This is a genomic window from Spirosoma aerophilum, from assembly GCF_054782495.1.
The window spans coordinates 1,166,092-1,184,747 of sequence record NZ_BAAGSJ010000013.1 but is presented as its reverse complement, the minus strand read 5'-3'; the positions used below and the strand labels follow the sequence as shown (position 1 = coordinate 1,184,747).

The 18,656-nt window shown below is 53.3% G+C and carries 14 protein-coding genes; 5 read left to right on the top strand and 9 right to left on the bottom strand.

The window, feature by feature from the left end; all coding sequences use genetic code 11:
- Positions 1-231 precede the first annotated feature (231 nt).
- The 4 genes from ACYVK4_RS16395 to ACYVK4_RS16380 form a co-directional block, all read right to left on the bottom strand.
- Positions 232-633 (bottom strand): T9SS type A sorting domain-containing protein, encoded by a 402-nt coding sequence (locus ACYVK4_RS16395; RefSeq protein WP_461128599.1) that lies wholly within the window; start codon positions 631-633, stop codon positions 232-234.
- A gap of 213 nt (positions 634-846) precedes the next feature.
- Positions 847-1,620, bottom strand: a complete 774-nt coding sequence (locus ACYVK4_RS16390; RefSeq protein ID WP_461128598.1) for a LytR/AlgR family response regulator transcription factor — start codon at positions 1,618-1,620, stop codon at positions 847-849.
- On the bottom strand, positions 1,617-2,684 hold the full coding sequence (locus tag ACYVK4_RS16385) for a sensor histidine kinase (protein WP_461128597.1): 1,068 nt from the start codon (positions 2,682-2,684) through the stop codon (positions 1,617-1,619). The genes ACYVK4_RS16390 and ACYVK4_RS16385 overlap by 4 nt, the downstream gene beginning before the upstream one ends.
- 14 nt (positions 2,685-2,698) lie before the next feature.
- Entirely contained in the window at positions 2,699-2,893 is a 195-nt protein-coding gene (locus ACYVK4_RS16380; protein WP_461128596.1) for a hypothetical protein, read from the bottom strand.
- A 44-nt stretch (positions 2,894-2,937) separates the two neighbouring features.
- Between ACYVK4_RS16380 and ACYVK4_RS16375 the strand changes: the two genes are divergently transcribed.
- From ACYVK4_RS16375 to ACYVK4_RS16360, 4 genes are all read left to right on the top strand, one after another.
- Positions 2,938-5,544 carry a TonB-dependent receptor gene (locus tag ACYVK4_RS16375; RefSeq protein ID WP_461128595.1) on the top strand — a complete coding sequence of 869 codons (2,607 nt, stop codon included), beginning with the start codon at positions 2,938-2,940 and terminating at the stop codon, positions 5,542-5,544.
- 59 nt (positions 5,545-5,603) lie between these two features.
- Complete coding sequence (locus tag ACYVK4_RS16370) at positions 5,604-6,203, top strand: YceI family protein (protein ID WP_461128594.1); 600 nt, start codon at positions 5,604-5,606, stop codon at positions 6,201-6,203.
- Positions 6,204-6,419: 216 nt separating this feature from the next.
- The gene (locus ACYVK4_RS16365) at positions 6,420-7,394 is read left to right on the top strand and encodes a sugar phosphate isomerase/epimerase family protein (RefSeq protein ID WP_461128593.1); all 975 of its coding nucleotides are present in this window, start codon (positions 6,420-6,422) and stop codon (positions 7,392-7,394) included.
- Positions 7,395-7,406: 12 nt separating this feature from the next.
- Positions 7,407-10,340 (top strand): PQQ-dependent sugar dehydrogenase, encoded by a 2,934-nt coding sequence (locus ACYVK4_RS16360; protein WP_461128592.1) that lies wholly within the window; start codon positions 7,407-7,409, stop codon positions 10,338-10,340.
- A 73-nt stretch (positions 10,341-10,413) separates the two neighbouring features.
- On the opposite strand, the gene ACYVK4_RS16355 is transcribed toward ACYVK4_RS16360, so the two are convergent.
- From ACYVK4_RS16355 to ACYVK4_RS16345, 3 genes are all read right to left on the bottom strand, one after another.
- Positions 10,414-10,875: a DUF3237 domain-containing protein gene (locus tag ACYVK4_RS16355; RefSeq protein WP_461128591.1), complete on the bottom strand. Its 462-nt coding sequence runs from the start codon at positions 10,873-10,875 to the stop codon at positions 10,414-10,416.
- A 74-nt stretch (positions 10,876-10,949) separates the two neighbouring features.
- On the bottom strand, positions 10,950-11,837 hold the full coding sequence (locus tag ACYVK4_RS16350; RefSeq protein WP_461128590.1) for an alpha/beta hydrolase: 888 nt from the start codon (positions 11,835-11,837) through the stop codon (positions 10,950-10,952).
- A gap of 25 nt (positions 11,838-11,862) precedes the next feature.
- The gene (locus ACYVK4_RS16345) at positions 11,863-13,107 is read right to left on the bottom strand and encodes a flavin-dependent oxidoreductase (protein WP_461128589.1); all 1,245 of its coding nucleotides are present in this window, start codon (positions 13,105-13,107) and stop codon (positions 11,863-11,865) included.
- Between the two features lie 119 nt (positions 13,108-13,226).
- On the opposite strand from ACYVK4_RS16345, the gene ACYVK4_RS16340 reads away from it, so the two are divergent.
- On the top strand, positions 13,227-14,159 hold the full coding sequence (locus ACYVK4_RS16340; RefSeq protein ID WP_461128588.1) for a LysR substrate-binding domain-containing protein: 933 nt from the start codon (positions 13,227-13,229) through the stop codon (positions 14,157-14,159).
- An 85-nt stretch (positions 14,160-14,244) separates the two neighbouring features.
- On the opposite strand, the gene ACYVK4_RS16335 is transcribed toward ACYVK4_RS16340, so the two are convergent.
- Together ACYVK4_RS16335 and ACYVK4_RS16330 are read right to left on the bottom strand one after the other, a co-directional pair.
- Entirely contained in the window at positions 14,245-15,378 is a 1,134-nt protein-coding gene (locus ACYVK4_RS16335) for an efflux RND transporter periplasmic adaptor subunit (RefSeq protein ID WP_461128587.1), read from the bottom strand.
- A 14-nt stretch (positions 15,379-15,392) separates the two neighbouring features.
- Positions 15,393-18,656: an efflux RND transporter permease subunit gene (locus tag ACYVK4_RS16330; RefSeq protein WP_461128586.1), complete on the bottom strand. Its 3,264-nt coding sequence runs from the start codon at positions 18,654-18,656 to the stop codon at positions 15,393-15,395.

The following is an 18,656-nucleotide window of genomic DNA, read 5'->3' as shown; positions in this document are numbered from 1 at the left end:
ATATCTTGGCCGGGTCACCCAACACATCATTGTACGCAACAACACTAAATGTCAATACCCTGATTATTAATAATTTAACATTTAGTGTACTATTTTATTTTCAACGCTTTTGCTAGTTAATAAACCGGCCTTAGGAGGTTATACAAGCTTAGGTAGATCCGATAGTTTTTCCAAATATTTTCGGAAAGTACGAAAACTAATGAATCCAGCTTCGCCCTGTTCAGCTTAGTTCTATAAGGTTGTAATGACACGGGTTAGGGTAGTTGGCTGTTGTGTCGAAATTTGAATGGAGCGGGTTTCCATTTCAAGGCCGTTGGACACTTTGAGTAGGTAGTCGCCATCGGTAAGTTCGCTGATGTCCATGCTGATACGTGCCGATGTATCCTTTGGATTCATGACCTGAGTCACGTAAATCCTTCCGCTGATGTCCATGAGTTGGATAGATACCTGACCGCCGAGCTCCTTGTCGACGTATACGCGCAGTTTTGTCCCTTTTGCGGCTATGTAGGCGCTCATCTGATAATGGGCCAACTTAGTGGCCCGCTGCTTTGGGCTTGACTGGATAATGGGTGGTGCGAATTCGGTAACGTTGGCCGTAAACGAGAGAAACAGGGAGAAAATAATCGTATTCATAGTCGTAGAGAGGAAAAGTTTATAAAAATTGACTGAATCAACCGGTTTGTCCAAAGACGGTCAGGTTATGAACAGTTCAGGGAATTTGTATAAAAGGTCTTTGCGACTGATAAATGGACTGCCAATTCAGACGTGTTGCCAACGCGTTTCGAGAAGACAGAAACGGGTTGGCAACACGTATGAGGCAACGGGGTTTATGCTGAGTTTGACAACTTACAGCCAGCGGCTGATGAACTGCCCGAACACATCTTTGTACTGATCGCTGACGGGGATCATGGCCGAACCAATCTGAACGGAATTCCGGGTGAACGCGTAGATGCTGTTCAGGGCCACAATAAACGATCGGTGTACCCGCATGAATTGACTGGGAGGTAGTTTTTCTTCGAGGGTCTTGAGGCTCGTCAGCGATAGCAGCGGCTTATCGGGTTCACTCTGGCGGTATAGTTTTACGTAATCTTTGAGCCCTTCAATGTAAAGGATATCCTTGTAGGCCACCCGAACCAGCTGGTATTCTACTTTCAGGAACAGGTAATCGTCGGTGGCCTCGGCAGGAGCCGCTGTTGGGGTGAGGGGGGGAGGGACGGGCGTTGTGTCGCTCCGATGCACCAGTTCAAAATAGTGACGGGCTTTGCTGGCGGCTCGCAAAAACTCTTCGTAATTGAAGGGCTTGAGTAAATAATCGAGTGCATCGACCCGAAACCCGTCGAGGGCAAACTGGTCGAACGCAGTGGTGAACACAATACGCGTGGTATGTGCCCCCCGGTTATTTCGTTCCAGCACGCGGGCCAGCTCCAGCCCGGTCAGATCGGGCATCTGAATATCCAGAAAGATAACATCCACAGCCGGGCCGGTCAGCAACCCCTGCAGGGCTTCAACGGCATTACTATAACGGCCAACGAGTTTGAGGAAGGGCGTTTTATCAATGAAGGCGCAAACCAGTCCGAGTGCCAGCGGTTCGTCGTCAACGGCTATGCAGGAAAGGGTCATGGCAGGTCGAGGGCTAGGTGTACGTGGTATTCGCCAGCCGGACTTCGCTCTTCGATCTGAAGGTCATATTGGCCGGGATACAGCAGATCGAGTCGTCGGCGGGTATTGGTCAAACCGATGCCGTTGCCCGCTTCCAGTGAAGGTGTTTTATCCGGGAAGAGCGTATTCCGGACGTCGAGTAAAAGCTGGTTCTGCTGCTGCTGAATGGCAATGTGGATCTGACTCGGATGCAGGGAGCTCACGCCATGCTTGAACGCATTCTCGACGAAAGGCAGGAGAATCATGGGCGCGATCGGCCGGTCGTTGAGGGGGCTGGGGGGCACCAGCGTAACCGTCACTTTATCGGTAAGCCGGAGCTGCATGAGCTGAATATAATCATTGACAAACGCCAGCTCCTTGCTCAGGAGGGTCGTGCTGGACTGGGTATCATAGAGCACATACCGCATCATCCGGGACAGCCGGTGTAGGGCCTCGCGGGCCGTTTCCACATCCAGCAGGGTGAGCGCATAGATGTTATTAAGGGTGTTGAAAAAGAAGTGTGGATTGATCTGCGCTTTCAGAAATGACAGCTCGGAGGTCGTTTTTGCCTGTTCCAGCGCCAGCCGCAAATTAGCGTCAGTCTGCCATTTTTGGAGGAGCGTAAGACTGGTGCTGATGCCTAAAACCAGCGCCATCGTGAAGACGTTGGGCTGAATCCACCCATACAGCCGGGGTGTACCCTTTCCATCCGGATGAAACGCTTTGTGAACCAGCACGGGCAAATTGAACCAGGTTTCGACGCCCCATAAAACGAGAAGAATGCAACAGATAATGCCAACCAGGGAGGTGAGGTAGCGACTAGTTTTATCCCGCAATAGAAAGCGGGGCACCAGCACCTGCGAATTCAAATAAAAGATGCCCACTAACAGACAGAAGAAGATCGTTTGCCTGACCCAGAATAGATCAGGCATCCGAATCTCCGAATTGAAGGGTGGAAAGAAGCAGAGAAGGTAGCCCAGCAACCCCCAGCCCAGCACATGGCTCAGCAGCGGGACGTATCGGCGTGAAAATGGGGTAGCAGCCATAAGCGTTCGAGAAGCTACAAGTTTACATTAAATTCCATCCCCCCCATGCGGCAATCGCTGGTTACGGTGATTTTACCGATAGTCAGGCCAATCCAGCCGACAGATGGCTCAGTCAGTCGGGTTTTGGTCACCCGTATACGTCTGTCGGTTAAAAACGGCTCTCTGTCGACGTTTGTAGCCATCCGGTCTATTGTGTTTTTAGAACACATAGATTAGGTGTTGATTTGGGTTGTTAATTAGAAATACAACCCCTATGAAAAAACGATTCCTTCTCGTACTCCTTTGCCTAGGAATCTGGAATATCCTGATTCAACCCACCTTTTCACAAGCCCAGTTTGGCCCTCCGGGTGGCGGCCCTGGCGGTCCCGGTGGTTTTGGCGGACAGGATACCCGTCGTAAAAAAGAATTTACCGGCGTTACCGAAGATCTGCCGAAAGGAAATGGGAAAATAGCCGGTCTCCTGATTGACTCAACATCGGGGAAGCCCGTTGAGTTTGCCACCATCGCCCTCATCAACGTCAAAACCAACAAGCCCATCGACGGGACAACGTCGGATGCCAAAGGGCAGTTTACCCTGACGAAACTGGCTCCCGGCGATTACCGGCTTCAGTACTCGTTTATTGGCTACAAGACCCGTGATTCACAACCCATTACGGTGGTGAAGGGAACGGATATGAACCTGGGACTGGTTAAACTCCCTGCCGACGTGCGGACGCTGGGCGAAGTGGTCGTGACTGGCCAGGCAGCCCTGATTGAGGAAAAAGTTGACCGGTTGGTGTTCAACGCCGACAAAGACCTAACGGCCAAAGGGGGCGATGCCTCCGATGTGCTGAAAAAGGTACCCATGCTTTCGGTCGATCTGGACGGGAATGTGAGCCTGCGCGGCAGCCAGAACATCCGGGTACTGATCAATAACAAGCCCTCGACGATTGTGGCCGCCAACGTGGCCGATGCCCTGAAACAACTTCCCGCCGACATGATCAAATCGGTAGAAGTCATCACGAGTCCATCGGCTAAATACGACGCCGAAGGAGCCGCCGGTATCATCAATATCGTGACCAAAAAGAATACCTTGCACGGGCTAACCCTGAACGTTGATGCCGGTGCCGGTCTGCGGGCTTCTAACCTCGGTTTGAATGGTTCCTACCGTCAGGGGAAACTGGGTCTCACATTGGGCGGCTTTGGCCGGGCGGGCTACAACCGGGCGTCTTCGACACTCGACCAGACGACACTCGTGGGCGGAAAGTTATTGCGGACAAGCCAGCAGGGCACCGCTTTCGACAACCCGATCTTCGGCCAGTATACGCTGGGCGTGGATTATGACCTCGCCAAAAATCAGTCACTGTCGGGCAATGTTCGCTTCGGCACGCGCAATTTCATTCAGGAACAAACCCAGCTGACGAATACCTACGCCAATGAGGTGTTGCTGAACATGACCAACCGCAATGTGAACCGGAAGGACCTGTCAAATTCAGTCGACATGAATCTGGACTACATCCGCACCTTCAAACCACAGCAGGAATGGTCCATCTCGGCGCAGTATAGCCGCACCGGTTTAACCAATAACTTCTTTGCCGATCTGCTCGGTCAGACGGGGGAGTTAACGGGTCGCCAGCGCAACCTGAACAACAACACGAACAAGGAATTTACGATACAGACCGACTACCAGACGCCAATTCGTAAAAACCAATTGCTTGAGTTTGGCGGTAAGGCCATCATGCGGCAGGTCGACAGTCGATTCCAGTATCAGGTTGGTGGCAGCACCGGCGATCTGGTTTTCGACCCCAACAACCCATCGGGTTCACTGCTTTATGATCAGAACATCGGCGCGGGCTATATCTCCTACACCTACGTAACACCCAGCAAATACACGTTTAAAGTAGGTACGCGCTATGAACATACGGGCATTACGGCAACGTCGAACGAGAAAACTGCACTGAACATTCCTGACTACAGTAACCTGGTGCCCAGTGTAAATGTATCGAAAAGTCTGAAGGGCGGAACCACTCTCAAAGCCGCTTATAATCGCCGTATTCAGCGGCCCGGCCTGCAGCAGCTGAACCCGAACGTCAATGCCGCTAACCCGCAGATGATCATGGTGGGTAATCCTAACCTGAGCCCCGAACTTACGGATAACGCCGAACTGAGTCTCAGTACATCGATCAAGAAAACGTATCTCAACGCGTCGGTATACGGGCGGCTGACCAACAACGCTATCTCCCAGATTCGGATTCCCTCCGATACCCTGGCGGGCAGTATCATCACCACTTACCAGAACATTGGTATTCAGCGCACGGTTGGGACGAACGTCTTTTTCAACACCAGCCTTACGGGCAGATGGACGCTTAACGGGGGTATTGATGCCTATTATGTATACATGCAGGGCCTGACGCCGGGAGCCGACGGTAAGTCGGTGACGATCACGAATACTGGCACAAATATTGGAGGTCGCCTAATGAGCCAGCTGCAGCTCGATAAAGGCTGGAGTGCTCAGGTGTTCAGCTTCTTCCGGGGCCCAATGCCGCAGCTTCAGGGCACAATGGGTAGTTTTTACATGTACTCGATTGGCTTCAGAAAAGAGATTGCCAACAAACGGGGAAGCATTGGGCTGGCTGCCGAGAATTTTGGCGGTGGCGTCATGATGACGACAACGCTGAAAACGCCCACGCTGTCGCAGTCAAGTTTCACCCACCTCTACAACTCAAACGTTAAAGTGACCTTCACCTACCGTATCGGTAAAATGACCTTTGAAGAGCCCCGTCGCAAGGGTCGTTCTGTCAGCAATGATGATGTGAAGGGCGAAGGCGATGGCGGAGGCCAGCCACAGGCGGCTCCCGCGGGTGGTGGTCGCCCCCGATGATCGTAAAATCTGTACTTATCAATTCAATAAATCGTTCACAAATCCAATTCTAAACACGCATGAAAACACTCGTATTCTCCGTTGCTGCCCTGCTTAGCCTGTCAACTGCTTTCGCCCAATCCTGGTCGGTCGATAAATCACACTCGCGCGTGGGCTTTACCCTGACGCACAACCTGTTGTCGGATGTTGATGGCAACTTCAAAACGTTTGACGCCAAGATCACGTCGGCTAAAGCTGATCTGTCGGATGCTCAGTTTGAATTGACGGCCGATGTGAACAGCATCAATACCGATAACGAGCGCCGGGACGGTCACCTCAAAAGCCCCGACTTTTTTGATGCCGCCAAATTTCCTTCCCTATCATTCAAGAGCACCTCGTTCAAGAAAGTAGAAGGCAAGCAGTACAAACTGGTGGGCGACCTGACGATGCACGGCGTAACGAAACCCGTCACGCTGAATGTGATTATGGTTGGCCCCGTTGCTATGAAAGGCATGGGTGGCAAAGAGCAGGAAAAAGCTGGCTTCAAGGCGAGTGGTACCATCAAACGGTCTGATTTCGGCATAGGCACCATTCCGGTGGTCGTCGTGAGCGACGAGATCGAACTGAAAGTAAACGGCGAGTTTACCAAGCAGGACGCTGCCGTTGCTGAAAAGAAGTAATCAACTTAGTGCCCGCTGAGCGATAGTGTATGGTTTTACCTGAATCAATCAGTGGATATTTATCTTGAAACGCTCCATCGAAAACAACACTGGTTACCCGATTCGGAAACGCTTTCCCTGGAAAGCAGGGAAGATTCGAGCAACTGCTGACAGTAGCCGATGGGGCGTTTGTCTTTTACCTAACCAACTAATTCAAAAAGAAAACTAACCTGCTTTATGAAAACAAGACGTCATTTTCTTCGGGATGCGGGGGTATTAACCCTGAGCGGCCTGGCATTGCCATCGTTCACCGATGCATTTGGTTTTTCGCCCGAAGCCACCAAATACCCGATCGGTATTCAGTTGTTCACGCTGTTCAAGTTGATGAACGAAGACCCCAAAACCACCCTCGAAAAAGTAGCCGCCGTGGGCTATAATGAAGTGGAATCGGCCTTTAGCACACGCGGAGGCTATTATGGCTATACGGCCAAAGAATTTCGTAAACTGGTGAGCGATTTGGGCATGACCTGGCGGGCGCACCATGCCGGTGGCGCGCCTTTCCGTCCACGGCCAGCGGCAGCCCCAGCGCCCGGAGCGAATGCTGCCGGAACACCACCCGCCGGAGCTCCGGCCCGTCCGGCTATGGATTTCTCCAAGATGCCGCCCATGCTCAACCTGCGCGACAACTACCAGCAACTGGTCGATGAAGCCGGTGAAGCGGGACTGTCGTATCTGGTTTGTTCCAGCACACCTGTCAGCACGGTCGATGAGATCAACAAGTCGATCGAGGTTTTTCAGAAAACGGGAGAAGCGGCTAAAAAAGGCGGAATCGGCTTTGCCTACCACAACCACGCTACCGAATTTGACCCCGTCGAAGGCGGCAAAACACCGTACGAACTCATCCTTTCGCAGACAGATAAAGACCTGGTAAAAATGGAACTTGACCTGGCCTGGGCGACCAAAGCCGGTAAAGACCCCGTTGCGTTGTTTAAGGAGCAGCCGGGTCGGTTCCCACTCTGGCACATCAAGGATATTAAGGATGACAACAAAACGATTACCGAAGTGGGTAACGGGATGGTCGATTTCAAAAAGACGTTCGCTGCCGCAAAAATAGCCGGGTTGAAATATTTCTTCGTGGAGCAGGATATGGCCCCGCAGGGAATTGAGAACATCACGACCAGCATTACCAATCTGAAAAAGATTCTGGCCTAAGCCGACATTCATATGAGTCAATCGACAACACAAGTCGCAAAATGGGGCATCCGTTTTCCGGCGCTTTTCAAAATGTCCCTGCACGCCGGGCTAATTATGGGTCTGGCATCGTTTGTGATGCAGGATGGCCCCGCCAAACCCGATGAAACCCGTTTCACACCGGTAGTGCTGGCCGAAGACCTCGATGAGCCGATGGCCTTTGAGGTAGCCAAAGACGGTACGGCTTTCATTATCGAACGCAAAGGTGCCCTGAAAAAATACGACCCCATTACCAAAACGGTTGATCTCATTGCGACCATTCCGGTTAACACGAAATACACCTCGGCAGCGGGACGGGTGTCGGAGGCCGAAGAAGGACTTTTAGGTCTTTCGCTGGACCCGAAATTCGATCAGAATCACTGGATTTACCTATACTACGCGCACCCAACCGAGAAGAAACACATACTCACCCGTTGGGATTACCGCAATGAAAAGCTGGTCGAAAACTCCCAGAAAGTAATGCTGGAAGTGACCACTCAGCGCGAAGTCTGCTGCCATACGGGTGGCGGCATGACCTGGGACCGGGCCGGTAATTTATACCTGACGGTTGGTAACAACACGGGTAACCAACAGGCTGCCCAGACCGACGAACGCCCCGACCGCAGCAGCTGGGACGATCAGGGGCATGCCGGGAATACCAACGACCTGCGGGGAAAAATCCTGCGTATCCACCCCGAAGCCGATGGCACGTACTCGATTCCGGAAGGCAACCTGTTTCCGAAAGGCACGGCCAAAACCCGTCCTGAAATTTACTCCATGGGGCATCGTAACGCCTGGCGCATTTCAGTTGACAGCCAGACAGGTTATGTGTATTGGGGCGAAATTGGTCCCGATGCTACCAAAGATTCGGAGATTGGCCCACGCGGATATGACGAAATGAATCAGGCCCGGAAGCCGGGTAACTTCGGCTGGCCGTGGTTCGTGGGCAACAATCAGGCGTTTCCGGTGTATGATTACGCCAACAAGAAGCCGTTGGAGAAAAAAGATCCGAAAAATCCGGTCAATAACTCGCCTAACAATACGGGCCTGACGAACCTGCCCCCTACGGCACCCTCGTTCATTTATTACCCGTATGCGGTGTCGGAAGAGTTTCCGCTGGTGGGAACGGGGTCACGTTCGGCAACGGGCGGTCCGGTGTATCGCCAGGCTGATTTTAAAGGAGCCAAGCGCCCATGGCCAGCGTATTATGAAGGAAAATGGATCATTACCGATTTCTCCAGAGGCTGGATCATGGCCGTTTCTATGGATGCCGAAGGTAATTACAAATCCATGGAACGGGTGTTGCCAAGTTATCACCCTGTCGAGCCGATTGATATGAAATTCGGTCCGGATGGCGATATGTATGTGCTCGAATATGGCAGCAACTGGTTCCGCAAGAGCGACAATGCCCGTCTGGTTCGGATCGAGTACAACAGCGGAAACCGGAAGCCAATTGTGCAGGCGTCGGCCAGTAAGCCGGGTGGTACAGTGCCCCTAAAGTTGACCTTATCCGCCGATGGGAGTAAAGATAACGACGGTGATGCGCTGACTTACCAATGGAAAGTAACGTCGCCGGGTGTGGCTACCCGCACCTTTACGACGGCTAATCCAACCGTTACCTTCGATAAGGCGGGTGTTTATACGGCCATGCTGACGGTTACCGATGCAAAGGGAGCCGCGAACAGCCAGTCGGTACGGATTATTGCCGGTAACGAAGCCCCCGAAGTCGCTGTCAACCTGACGGGGAATAAGACGTTCTTCTTCCCCGATCAGCCCATTGAATATTCGGTTAACGTAATGGACAAAGAAGATGGAAGCCTGGCGACATCCAGCTCGGCACCGGGAAAAATAAGTCCGGCACGGGTGGCCATGAGCATTGATTACACCTCCGAAGGGTTCGACTATGCCGAAGTAATGCAGGGCCAGCGCAGCGTCGATGCGTCCACCCAGTTCGCGGTGGCACAGGCGTTGATTAGTCAGAGCGATTGTAAAGTCTGCCACCAGATCGAGACGAAGTCCGTGGGGCCTGCCTTTACGGCCATTGCCACCAAATACAAAGGAGATGCCGAAGCTCCTGGGCGTCTGGTGGCCAAAATTCGGCAGGGTGGTGTAGGTGTTTGGGGGGATGTCGCCATGCCCGGACACCCGGCTATGTCGGTGGCTGATGCGGGAACGTTGGTGAATTACATTCTCCACATCAACGAGAAGACCCTGAGCAGCTTACCCATGCAGGGTACCTACGCGCTCAAACTACCCGAAGGCGATAAAGGCAACGGGTCAGTGTTGATTCGGGCGGCCTATACCGACAAAGGCGGGGTGCTGAAAGGCGCTAAACCCGTTCCCGCGCAAACCAGCGAGAAAATGCTGATACTCCGGAATCCGCAGATCGATGCATCGACTGCGGCTATTATCAAGGGTGCAGACGTGAAAGCCAAGGGCATGGGGAAAGGTGAAAATGTAATTCCGCACGCAAACAGCTACATTGGCTTTAAGCAGCTTGACCTCACGGGTATCAAACAACTCGAACTCGTCGCCAGCGCACAGCGACGGGAGGGTAGTTCGGGCGGCACGATCGAAGTGCACCTGGATTCTCCCACCGGCCCCCTCGTTGGCGAAACGATGGTTGAACTGGCCCCCGAAGTGGATATGGAGAAACTGATGGCCCAGATGGAAGCCGGACCGAGGCCACCCGCCGGGGGGGCAGGTGCCCCGGCAGCACCCGGTGCTCCGGCAGTTGGTGGCCCTGCAGCCGCCGGCAGTCCGACTCCACCGGCACGGAATCCATTTGCCCGTCCTCCCGTCTTCCTCCCGTTGAAAAATGTGGAGGGTGTCCATGATGTGTATTTCGTCTTTAAAAACGATCAGGCCAAAGCTATTCAGCCCCTGATGTCATTGTCGAGCATCAAGTTTATGAATCGGGATAAGTAACAGTTTAATATAAAAATTGAAGGGGTGCCACAGTTTTGAACCGTGGCACCCCTTCAATTTTTATATTAACTGATTAAATCAATCTAAAAACCTGAATCAGAACCTGATTGGCCTGGCGGCTTCCGGTGGCGATAAATACCGATTTTGTCAGCCATTCGTAGTTCGGGTCGGCTGTTTCGAAAGCGGGTATCGACCGGAAATAATACTCGGAGGGGTCGACCGCTTCGCCCTGCGCCAGCCGTTGCATGACCTGCGGGGAGCCGTGTCTCAACCCGTGATTGACAATGGTGATCAGGGTTCCCTCATCGGTGCGTAACACGTACCGGGCTTCAAGTTCGGTCACGCCATCCGACCGGCCAATCTGCCAGTCGTAGCCACCCGGAACGATGTCACCCCGGATGGACGGCCCTTCAAACGTGCCGCCCATGATGGGGATAACCCGACGTAAGCCTTTGACCGTTTGCCCCAATTCGGTAATGGCATCGACCTTTACCCGCAACTCGAACGCAAACTCCTGCTGAATAGCCTCCATCATTGATAATTCGTTAGTGGGTACTACTTATCGGTTATAGAAACATTGATCGACTAGCCAAAAACCAGTTGCCTGTATCAGGGTGTTTTTGTCAATAAACCCAGGAATCCGAGCCATTCGCCGAACCGGTCAATCCAGCTATCAACGGGCAGGTTTTGCTTGCGCATCCCAAATCCGTGTCCGCCTTTGGCATACATATGCAGTTCGGCCGGTTTACCGGCGGCAATCCAGTTGTTGTAGAGATTGCTGCTTTGGGAGGCAAAACCCAACTGGTCGTCGGTGGCAGCAGCGGCAAAGAGCGGTGGCGCATCGGCAAGTACCTTCGTTTTTTCAAGGGCACCGATGTAGGGATAGATCGGGGCGACAAAAGCCGGACGGTTTGCGGCCGTGTACTCAAAGGCAACCCCGGCGGCTACGGTACCTCCCGCTGAAAAGCCCATGATGCCTACCCGGGCAGGGTTGACGTGGTATTGGTTGGCATGCGCCCGAACATATTCGATCGCCTTTCGTCCGTCGCTGATAGCCAGCGGTACGACGGGTGCATTTTCGATGTTGAGCTTCGGGATGTCGCTCATCTTGGGCATTAGCTCGGCCACCGGGTCATCGGTATTACTACGCACGACCCGGTATTTCAGAACAAAGGCCGCAACTCCTTTTTTGCTAAGCCATTTGGCAACGTCAATGCCTTCACTGTCGATGGAGAGCGTATGAAAGGCACCACCCGGACAAATGATGACCGCTGTACCGTTAGCCGTAGCGGGGTCCGGCAGATAAGCCGTCAGGGTTGGGGTGGCCACATTATACACCACCCGCGTGTTGAACAGGTTCTTGGTACTTTCTTTTTCCTCCCAGTTCCAATTTTCCGACCCCGGCGCTTTCCCCGGATAGAGTTGGATTACGTCCTGCGCCTGCCCTATTGACCCGCAGAGCAGAAAAAAGCCAATGGTTTTTATCGTGGTATTCATCTAGGTTGGTAATCAGGGTGGTTGGTTAGGCTTTCTGATTCAGCGTCTCTTTATCAAACCCGGCAATTTGACGGTAGCGGTCCATGACACCTTTTAAATCGGCAAAGGGAATGGCATCATACGGATTCCGGAACCCGTCGGGGGCGGCCTCTTCCATCATATCCATGATCTGATCGGGACCTTTCTGCCGATTTTGCAGCACTACCTGGGAAGTGGCCGGAACACGCTGCCGTTCGTAGTTTACCAACGCTGTTAACACATTGGGTTCTCCAATCAGCGCCTGGGTGAGGGCTTCGGCATCCAGAATTGCCTGGGAAGCCCCGTTAGAGCCGATGGGGTACATGGGATGGGCGGCATCGCCCAGGAGTGTTACCCGCCCGAAGGTCCATTGCGTCAGCGGGTCGCGGTCCGACATAGGGAATTCGTAAACGGCTTTCGCACCGGCAATCATGGCGGGTACGTCGAGCCAGTCGAACTGCCAGTTTTTATAGATGTTGACCAATCGATTTTGGTCCGCCTGCCGGTTCCAGTCCCGAACGGTCACGTGGGAGTTGTCTTCTTCCCGAAGATTACCGACCCAGTTGATCTGTTGCAGGCCCGTCGTTTCATCGACGTTACCAATGGGGTAAACAACCATTTTCTGCTTTAGATGGCCGATCATCACCATCGACCGACCTGAAAGAAAAGGCGGCATTTGGGTAGTGCCCCGGTACAAAACATTCCCCGAAAAACAGGGCCCCGCTTCCTTAGGGTAGAGTTGCTGCCGTACCACCGAATGAATACCATCGCAACCTACCAATACATCACCGGTAGCCTGACCCAGGGGTTCCCCCGTGGCCCGGTCGATAAACGCGGCCGTCACACCGTCGGCTGTTTGTTGAAACGAAGCCAGATGATGTCCGGTATGGATGGCGTCAGGCCCAATAGCACGCTGAACTTCTTCAAATAGCAATTGCTGAAAGTTGCCGCGATGAATCGAAAATTGGGGCCACAAATAACCGGCATGCCGACCACGCGGCTCTTCCCAAAAAAGCTGTCCGTGTTTGTTGTAATACTGTAAGTCCTGCGTTTCAACTGCAATGCTGGCTAGTTTATCGACTAGCCCGAGATTGGTGAGTACCCGAACGCAATGGGGCAACAGGTTGATGCCCACCCCCAGAGGTCTGATTTGGGGCACCGATTCGTAAACGCTCACCTCGAAACCCGCCTTGTGCAGGCAAAGGGCCGTGGTTAACCCGCCGATGCCTCCACCGATAATTAGTACGTTCATGGTTGACTAGGTCGCTCGACGCAACTTGATTCACTACTGCTTACAAAAGGACAAATTTTTGCTGTGATTATCCAATCCTATTTTCTTACTTTGTGATAAGTATAGGTTATCAGAGAAACATGGAATTACGTCAGTTACGTTATTTTGTTGAAGTAGCGCAGGAGTTGCATTACCGGCGGGCAGCGGCTCGGCTGTTTATCTCGCAGCCTGCCCTGAGCCAGCAAATACATTTACTGGAAGAAGAGCTGGGTGTGGAATTATTTATCCGTAGCCGACGAGCCATACAGCGGAAAGTAGAACTGACGGATGCGGGACAGGTTTTACTAAAAGAAGCCCGCCAGCTTTTGCAGATGAGTCAGCAGGCGATTGAGGCTACCCGGCGGGCGGGCTTACAGCAACCGATTCGCATGGGGGTGTTTAAAACCTTGCTTCGCAGCCGCATTATTGATGTGATGAACCTGTTGTCGGAGCGTGTGCCGCAAACAACCGTCAAACTGGTCGAACTACCTTCGTTTCTGGCGGTACAGCAGGCATTGATAGACAATACCATTGATCTGGGACTTACCATTCTACCCTTGCAACATGACCGCTTATCGGCGGTTCCATTTACAAAAAGTCCTATTTCGGTGCTCCTTCCCCGGCAGCACCGGCTGGCACAGGCAGAGCGCCTGACACTCACGCACTTGCAGGTCGAAGCCTGGGTGGAGATTCCGCCCCCGCTCAATCCGGTATTCGAAACGGTGGAGTGGCTGTGCCGACAGGCGGGTTACCAGCGGCATATTGTACAGGAAGTTACCTCGCTGGAATTACTGGCCGAGCTGGTCCAGCTCGGGAAAGGGGTAGCCTTGATTCCCGCTCACCTCAATGTGAGTCAGTTAGTCGGCGTGGTGGCTATACCGTTGGTCAATCTGGAGAATGAACCCTACAAAGAACTGGAGCTTCAGCATGTGGTGGCCTTTCTAACCACCAATTCATCCCCGGCCATAGTCGCGTTAGGGCAGCAATTACAACTCAATGGCGTTGAAAAGGAGAGTCTTTTGATAAATGGATAGGATTCAGGAACGCTGTAGTTTTTCCAGGCTTATAGATTTTCCTTCAGCATCCCTGCCCGTTTATTACCTGATGATCAAATAAATGTCAACGGCTAACCGGCTGTGTCTTTACTGTAGCGCCGTCGGCAATGTCTTCACTGGCAGTTTTCAGGACACTATCGCCCGGCTTCAGTTCACCGAAAACCTGTATCTGTCCGCCTGATTCATCTCCTTTCTGAACCGTCGTTCGAACGGCTTGGCCATTCACCAGTTTCAGCACATACGTCCGGTCCATGGTGCTAAGAACAGCCGACTTAGGGACGTACAGACTCCCTTGAACGGAGGTGTTGACCGGCAAACGGGCCGAAGCAAACATGCCTGGCTTTAATAATCCACCCTTATTTTGAAAGTCGATCTCGACCAGTTCGGAACGGGTTTCCGGGCGTACACTGTTAGCGACGCGGTTAATACGTCCCGTAAACGTCTGGTTCGGGAAGCTCCGTACCGAAAACTGAACCGGGTTGCCCCGGTGAATGTCGCCCAGATAGGCTTCTGGAACGGCGATCCGAAGCCGGAGCCGGTCGAGTTGCTTGATCTTCAGCATGGGTACGTTATTCTGACCCCCCGGCCCGACAAATGCCCCCGGCGACAACCGACGGTCGGTAATAACACCCGTAAAGGGAGCCGTTATTTTCAGGTAACTGACCAGTTGCTGAACTGAACTGTAATGCGCATTGGCCGCTACGACCGCCAGACTGTCGGAGATAGCTTTGGTTCGAGAGGCATCCAGATCGACGGGCGAAATAGCCCCCAGTGTCCGGCTTGTTCGCAAAACGCGTATAAAAGTGCCTTTGCTGGCGCTGTAGATGGCTTCGGCGGCTTTGACTTTTGAGTACGCTTCAGTCAAATTGGCCGTAAGTTCCGGGGCTTCCAGCTCAGCCAGAACCTGCCCCTTGCGTACCTGATCGCCGATATCAACGTACAACGCTTTCACATAACTGCTCACGCGAGGGTACAGATCGGTTTCGTAGTAGCTTTCCAGCTCGCCGGGCAAGTTTAATTCTGAGCTTGGACGGGATGTGGCTACCTTAACCGTTTCATACTGAATTTCTTCTTCAGCAGGGGCTTCATTCATGGCACTTTTCTCGGCCGACGAGTTGCCGCAGTAACTTAACAGAAAACCGGTGCTGCCAATAGTGGCCAGAAGGACACTTCGCCGGAAAACAGAATATATAGTCATGTTCGATCTTGCGTTTAGTAGGTAAGGCTGGTTTCGGGTGTCCTGGAAACGTCCGTTGGGGTGCCATCGTAAACGGTGCTATCGGGATCGTCGGGGTCGAGGGACGGCGAATCGAAGTCCGTTTTTCGCTGGATGGCGGCAAAAACAACGGGTAGAATCAGCAGCGCGGCAATGGTAGAAAGGAACAGCCCGCCAATAACCGCCCGGCCCAGCGGGGCCGTCTGTTCGCCCGATTCTCCCAGGCCGCTCGCCATCGGGATCATCCCGGCAATCATGGCAAGGGCCGTCATCAAAATGGGTCGTAGTCGGGCAGCACCGGCCACACGGGCTGCAGCCCGGGCATCGCGGTATTGTAAGCGCAGCGTTTCGGCATTGGTCACCAGTAGTAACGCATTCGCCACTGACACTCCCACCGACATGATGATGCCCATGTAAGATTGCAGATTGAGCGTTTGGCCAGTTGTCAATAACAGGGTCAGGGAGCCTGCCAGCACGGCAGGAATGCTGACCAGTACCACACTGGCCACTTTAAAGGACTGATAATTAGCGGCCAGGAGCAGGAAAATAACGATGATCGCCAACCCCAAGCCAACCTGTAAACTGCTTAGAGTTTCCTGCAACAGTTGAGCCAGTCCACGTAACTCAACGACCGACCCTTTGGGCGGGTCGCCAGCCGCGGCTATGGCCGCCTGCACATCCCGTGTAGCCGTACCCAGGTCCTGCTGGTTGATGTTGGCCGATACCGTAATGATCCGCCGAGGACCAATACGGTCATACTGACCCGGTACAGTCGTCGATTTTATGGTCGCCACATCGCCGAGCGTTGGTCGAAGCTGCCCTTTTACCAGCGGTATGCTCTGGATGTCAGCCACCGACTTCATCTGGTCCTGTTCCAGTTGAATCTGTACCTGGTAGGCAAATCCCTTTGTCTGGTCGAGCCATAGGTTTTTGGCTGTAAACCGACTCGATGAAGTAGCGGCCACCAGCGATTTGGAGATCTCATCGATGCTGAGGCCCAGCTGAGCCGCTCGTCCGCGGTCTACCTGAATCGTTACCGTTGGGTAGCTCAACGGCTGGTTGATGCGGAGATCGCGCAGGTACGGAATGTCCCGCAGGCGGGTCAGCAGCCGATTGGCATAATGCTGACCTTCTTTGAGGTCTTTACCGCCTACCAGAATTTCGATGGGCGTTTGAGCGCCCTGGCTCATGATCTTATCCGTCAGGTCGATGGGTTCAAAAGAAAGCTGGACGTTGGGCAACTTCTGCCGTACCCGACGGCGGATTTGCTCTTTCAGGCCATCCATTGACTTCACAGGAAAGTTGTCGGCGAGGGTAACCTGCAGAACCGCTTCGTGGGGGCCTGAGTTGAACACGTAGAGCGCACTGGTGCCGTAACTGGAGGGGGTCATACCTACAAAGGCCGAAGAAATAGAAATATTCTTTTTCCCCACAATCTCGCCGATCTGCCGGATGACCCGCTTGGTCAGTTCTTCAGTGCGTTCGATTCGCAGGCCCTGTGGCCCTACGATCCGCACCTGAAACTGGTGAGCGTGGTTCTGGCGGGGCATCATGTCCTGACCAATCTGGGTAAAGCCAATGCCGATCAGTAACGAGCACACAACGATGTACCCCCCAATGACCAGGGCCCGGTGAGCCATTAGTTTATCCAGCAAACGCAGATAGCCAAGTTTGAACCGTTCGAAGCCGCTCACTTTTTCAGGGTGTTTCTCTTCATACTGCTCCTGCCTGGCTTCTGGGGCATTTTCCAGATCCGGCAAAATGCTCAACGCATGCGGACTGGCGTGAACGTGATTCTTTAACCACCAGTTGGCCACTACCGGCACAAACACCTGAGATAGGATGTAAGACACGATGATTGAGAAGCCAACTGACAGCGAGAGGGGCAGAAACATGCCGCGTGGCACGCCGTTCATCAGGAAGGCTGGGGCAAAAACCGCCAGAATGCACAGCGTAATGAGTAGCAGCGGAAACGACATCTCCCGGCAGGCATCCAGAATAGCACGGGCTTTCGGTTTGCCCATTTCCAGGTGCTGGTGGATATTTTCGATCACGACAGTTGCCTGGTCGACCAGAATGCCGATGGCCAGCGCCAGTCCCGACAGCGTCATGATGTTAATGGTTTGCCCCGTCAGGTTGAGCAACAGAATGGCAGTCAGAATAGAAACCGGAATGGTCAGGATAACGATCAGCGAGCTGCGCCAATCGCCCAGAAAGAGCAGCACCATCAGGCCCGTCAGGATAGCACCCAGGCCACCTTCCACGGCCAGACTGTGAACCGCCTGGGTTACGTATTTTGATTGATCAAATTCGTAGGAGAGTTGTACATCATCGGGCAGCAGCGCCTTCATTTCGGGTAGTTTGGCTTTCAGGGCGTTCACCACGCTCATGGTCGAAGCATCCGCGCTTTTGGTGACGGGTATGTAAACCGACCGTTTTCCATTGACCAGCGCATAACCTACCGTGATGTCGGTGGCGTCTTCCACGCTGGCCACATCGTGCAGAAAAACAGTTGGCCCAACCCCTTTCCGAAGCGGAACGTTCAGGAATTCATCGACCTTATCGAGTACGGTGTTGCTGGGCGTCATAACGGTATAGTCGCCCATCCGGACGCTGCCCGCTGGTGAAATCTGGTTATTTCTGACCACTGCCTGCACGATCTCGTCGGGCGTCAGTTCGTAACTGCGCATCCGTTCGGGGTCAACTTTCACCACAACGGTTCGCTCGTTCCCGCCAAAAGGGGGTGGGGCCGATGCACCCGGTATCTGGGAAAACAGTGGTCTGATACGGGTGGATGCCAAATCCTGCATTTCGCCCAGCGACGCCCGGCGGCTGCTGAACACCAGCTGGCCCACGGGCAGGCTCGACGCATCGAAACGCACCACCGTTGGCGGCACGGTGCCGGGAGGGAGGTAGTTCATGACCCGACTCACCTGATTGGCAACTTCACCCGAAACCTGCGCCATGTTCACGTCTTCGTAGAACGTACATTTTACCAGACAAAGCCCCTGTATGTTCTTGACTTCAACGGCCTTGATGCCCGATACATACAGCAACTGGTTCTGGTAACGCGTGGCAATAAACCCTTCCATCTGGGCGGGCGTCATGCCGCCGTAGGGCTGGGCAATGTAAATCGTCGGCAGGTTGAGCCGGGGGAAAATGTCTACCGGTATTTGAAGGAGGGCCAGCACCGCAAACAGGACGACACCCGCCAGTGCAACGATTACGGTAATAGGTTTAGCCAGGGCAGATTTGATCAT

What these genes read in the sequence shown, in the direction of transcription:
- ACYVK4_RS16395 (WP_461128599.1), bottom strand. Translation starts at nt 633, where the DNA reads ATGAATACGATTATTTTCTCCCTGTTTCTCTCGTTTACGGCCAACGTT.
- ACYVK4_RS16390 (WP_461128598.1), bottom strand. Translation starts at nt 1,620, where the DNA reads ATGACCCTTTCCTGCATAGCCGTTGACGACGAACCGCTGGCACTCGGA.
- ACYVK4_RS16385 (WP_461128597.1), bottom strand. Translation starts at nt 2,684, where the DNA reads ATGGCTGCTACCCCATTTTCACGCCGATACGTCCCGCTGCTGAGCCAT.
- ACYVK4_RS16380 (WP_461128596.1), bottom strand. Translation starts at nt 2,893, where the DNA reads ATGTGTTCTAAAAACACAATAGACCGGATGGCTACAAACGTCGACAGA.
- ACYVK4_RS16375 (WP_461128595.1), top strand. Translation starts at nt 2,938, where the DNA reads ATGAAAAAACGATTCCTTCTCGTACTCCTTTGCCTAGGAATCTGGAAT.
- ACYVK4_RS16370 (WP_461128594.1), top strand. Translation starts at nt 5,604, where the DNA reads ATGAAAACACTCGTATTCTCCGTTGCTGCCCTGCTTAGCCTGTCAACT.
- ACYVK4_RS16365 (WP_461128593.1), top strand. Translation starts at nt 6,420, where the DNA reads ATGAAAACAAGACGTCATTTTCTTCGGGATGCGGGGGTATTAACCCTG.
- ACYVK4_RS16360 (WP_461128592.1), top strand. Translation starts at nt 7,407, where the DNA reads ATGAGTCAATCGACAACACAAGTCGCAAAATGGGGCATCCGTTTTCCG.
- ACYVK4_RS16355 (WP_461128591.1), bottom strand. Translation starts at nt 10,875, where the DNA reads ATGATGGAGGCTATTCAGCAGGAGTTTGCGTTCGAGTTGCGGGTAAAG.
- ACYVK4_RS16350 (WP_461128590.1), bottom strand. Translation starts at nt 11,837, where the DNA reads ATGAATACCACGATAAAAACCATTGGCTTTTTTCTGCTCTGCGGGTCA.
- ACYVK4_RS16345 (WP_461128589.1), bottom strand. Translation starts at nt 13,107, where the DNA reads ATGAACGTACTAATTATCGGTGGAGGCATCGGCGGGTTAACCACGGCC.
- ACYVK4_RS16340 (WP_461128588.1), top strand. Translation starts at nt 13,227, where the DNA reads ATGGAATTACGTCAGTTACGTTATTTTGTTGAAGTAGCGCAGGAGTTG.
- ACYVK4_RS16335 (WP_461128587.1), bottom strand. Translation starts at nt 15,378, where the DNA reads ATGACTATATATTCTGTTTTCCGGCGAAGTGTCCTTCTGGCCACTATT.
- ACYVK4_RS16330 (WP_461128586.1), bottom strand. Translation starts at nt 18,656, where the DNA reads ATGATCAAATCTGCCCTGGCTAAACCTATTACCGTAATCGTTGCACTG.